Annotated in this window: 1 protein-coding gene; it reads right to left on the bottom strand. The window is 61.8% G+C overall.

Annotated features, from left to right (window positions below):
• On the bottom strand, positions 1-326 hold a 326-nt coding region (locus I6F37_RS39770; RefSeq protein ID WP_225154344.1), incomplete at its 3' end, for a hypothetical protein.
• Positions 327-450 lie beyond the last annotated feature (124 nt).

Genomic DNA, 450 nt, shown 5'->3' with positions numbered 1-450 from the left:
GTTCCAGGAAGCACCAGACCATCCCTGCTCCAGGATGTGTAGAAGGGCGTATTGCCCAGCAAACCTGCCGCGAGCGTCACGTCCATGCCACGCAGCGCCTGGCGCGACGACAGGGGTGTGACGAGAAAGGGCGGCGACAGCACGACCAGCGCGGCATTTGAGCTCAGCTCGAAGCCCACGGCATTGCGCACCTCCACGCTGATCTGGCCATTGTAGTAGAAATTGACAGCCGGCAAGTCGAGCTGGTTGCTCGTGGTCGTTATGAAGTCGAACCCGTCGAAGTACCACTGGTAAGTGAACGGCCCCGTGCCGGTGTGCTCGACCACGAAAGTCACATTCGTCCCGGAGAGCACCGTCTGGCTTTGCGGCTGGCCGGATCACGGGCGGCTGCGCGATGACCAAAGAGACGGGCGCACTCGTGGTCGCCCCAAACTGGTTGGTGATAACCAC

This window comes from Bradyrhizobium sp. NBAIM08 (assembly GCF_020193935.1).
GTDB classification, from domain to species: Bacteria; Pseudomonadota; Alphaproteobacteria; order Rhizobiales; family Xanthobacteraceae; genus Bradyrhizobium; species Bradyrhizobium yuanmingense.
This window is presented reverse-complemented; position numbering and strand designations above follow the sequence as displayed.